Source organism: Pseudomonas sp. B414 (genome assembly GCF_055408445.1).
The window spans coordinates 1-2,643 of sequence record NZ_JBUZTQ010000072.1 but is presented as its reverse complement, the minus strand read 5'-3'; the positions used below and the strand labels follow the sequence as shown (position 1 = coordinate 2,643).

The following is a 2,643-nucleotide window of genomic DNA, read 5'->3' as shown; positions in this document are numbered from 1 at the left end:
TACTCCTCTTGGGTTGGTGATTGCTCGCACAACCATCAAACCCGGTAGCCCCGTTCTTTTTCAAGAGGGGTGTCAGATCAAGTCGAGACTTCTACATATCGAACAATCGGTATGCACCTAATACATGTCAGCGCCGACGCACGAAAACTAGAATATCGAGCTAAATCTATTCTTTTTACCAGGCACACAATAACAGATAACTGCCTATGAGTTTCAGAATTATTAATTAGTAATATTTCTTAAAAGAATGGGTAAGCGTATCGGAAAATCATCTAATAGGCGCGACCAGATGGCCGCCCCCATATCAGCACCACCCACCTAAATTAACTCGAAAGAAAATTCTTTCCTCCCATAACATCAAGCAAAGAGGTTCTCAACTCTGAAAGCCGGTCAAGCTTGCAATATTTCGCGAGCTTAAACATTAAACTTTCCGTATTGGTAGTACCACAACCTTTTGATCGTACAAAATGATCTAGAATAGGAAGCAAAAAGTCTTTTCCGGAGACTCCATCAATAGGGTGAATTCTCTCTGCATTTATTTCGACTTGCTTTCTGATTATCACCCATTGATCTTCACCTACTTTACCAATGCAGTCTTGCTTAATTGACTCTTCCAAATCTTTTACTTTTTGAATATCGACCTCTGGCGGCCTCTTCCTGACACGCTGTGTTATGACACTCATATGCCCATGAGAAACAGTTTTCAGCTCAGGGTAAGCGACTTTCGCAGCAGCGAAAGTTACAAACAGGCTCTTCAGCGCTTCTATGGAGGATAACGCCGAATTCCACTCCACATCTGTTAGCGCGTCCTCACGCAACAGAGTACCTGACGATTCCACTATAAGCTCCACAGCAGCATCTTTACAGATTAAATAGTTTTCAATGCAATATGCTTTATGTTGAAATAGATTTGTCTTCCCTCTTTCTCTGAGATTCAAAAACAGGTCAAGATCACCATCTATAATAAAAAGAGCAGGAGTACGATGATCAAAGCTTTCGCAGTGATCAATAACATTCTTTCTACCGTGAAGCGGTATGATTTTCCGTATCTTTTTATCGCCTTCAATCATTCGATTTAAAAGCTCAAAATAAAAAGCTTCAGAATTGCTATCTTCAACATACACCTCTATAGACTGAAGCTCTCTATAAAGTAAACCAATACTTTTTGAAGCTGCCGATGACCATGATAAAACTGATACGCCGGACATCTCATATGCCCCCATTCAGCGGCACATAAAAACTATTTCTTCCACCTATAATTGCTGGAGAATGGGTTGCCAATATTATCTGAAGCTCAGGCCCAGCTGCTTGAACAGCCTCTAAAAACATATCTTGCCAGGAAATGTGTAGCGATAGTTCTGGCTCATCCACAATGAATATACCACTTTGGGGCAATAGGTCGTTTAAGCATAAATGGGTTAACATAATCAAAATTTGTCGTTCCCCCGAAGATAAAACTGTCAGCGATCGTTCATTTCCAGAGATGGTGATAGAAACCTCCCCCCTATTAGTGATTTCGATACGCTTGTTTGTCTGCTCTAGGAACAAGTTAATCAAATGCTGTAGCTTTGTCAGATCACTGTTAATTGATGTTTTGGCCTGCTCATACTCCTCGATCATTTTTAGTAAGCGATCGATACGAGCCATCTGATGGCTATTCGAAAACCACTTCCCTAAAACTTTCGAATTTTCAAGTGACAACGGCTCTACTTTTCCTGCCACAGGTATAGAAGCGACACCCTTCTTTCGTGGAGTAGCGCTAGATTTTGCAGCATCTGTATTTGGTTTATTGAACACCTCATAAACGCTCTTGGACAACGATATTAGATTTTCAAAAAAACTATCATACATCTGCTCAAATTCATCTGACTTAAATTCTAGCGCAAGCAACGCGGCCTTAATTGTTTTTTGCTTGAGTCTCAAATCTCGAGGCGTCGTGCTTTTTGGAAGTGAAGCTCCAGAATTCTCGCCCCCAACATGAAAGGAGTCCAGGATAATTCGATCCCTAAGCTTTTTGTCTTCTTGCGCTTGATTATCTTTAACTTTAGAGCTCTTTTTTGCTATTAGCCCTAGTGCCTCATTCATCCCATTGTCAACATCAAGATTCTTCTGTCTCTCATCTACCAAAAAATGAGAAAGCGAAGTAAAGTCGCTAGGCGAGGCTCCTTTGATAAATCTCCGATCCAAACTTAAGAACATTGGTGGCGGTAGAGATCTGATAAAATTATAAGCTTTATTGCTCCTGAATTTTTTTATGCTAGAGCGATCTCGGGCCCCCCTAAACTCCAAAAGGTTAGCGGTGAGAATTTCATCAGGAAGTGTTGAAACGCTGAGCTCTAATAAGTCACCAACCTGCTTGGCGACAATATCAAAACTCAAATTTTCGGAAATAGTTAAAGTCAGTGTGGCCTCAGAAAAACTCAATTCAGCGAGTTCTTCAATAGACGGCTTAAGCATTGAAACAATCATATTCAACGCAGTGGTTTTACCCGCTCCATTGAGCCCAGCAATGAAATTTACATCCTGATTGAAAAAAATATTGAAGGCGGCCGCGAAAACTGAGTGCAACACCTGACCTTTCCGGTACGGTGCTGCCCCTATGTCCTATTCCGAACTCAGCGTTGAAGAGCGCGCGATCATTCA

2 protein-coding genes are annotated in these 2,643 nt (G+C 41.3%); both read right to left on the bottom strand.

Features of this window, described 5'->3' with window-relative positions:
• Window positions 1–323: 323 nt before the first annotated feature.
• Window positions 324–1,208, bottom strand: a complete 885-nt coding sequence (locus ACZRMH_RS25700; protein ID WP_464015801.1) for a DUF4435 domain-containing protein — start codon at window positions 1,206–1,208, stop codon at window positions 324–326.
• A 1-nt stretch (window position 1,209) separates the two neighbouring features.
• Window positions 1,210–2,571: an AAA family ATPase gene (locus ACZRMH_RS25695; RefSeq protein WP_464015800.1), complete on the bottom strand. Its 1,362-nt coding sequence runs from the start codon at window positions 2,569–2,571 to the stop codon at window positions 1,210–1,212.
• Between the last annotated feature and the right edge of the window lie 72 nt (window positions 2,572–2,643).

What these genes read in the sequence shown, in the direction of transcription:
- ACZRMH_RS25700 (WP_464015801.1), bottom strand. Translation starts at nt 1,208, where the DNA reads ATGTCCGGCGTATCAGTTTTATCATGGTCATCGGCAGCTTCAAAAAGT.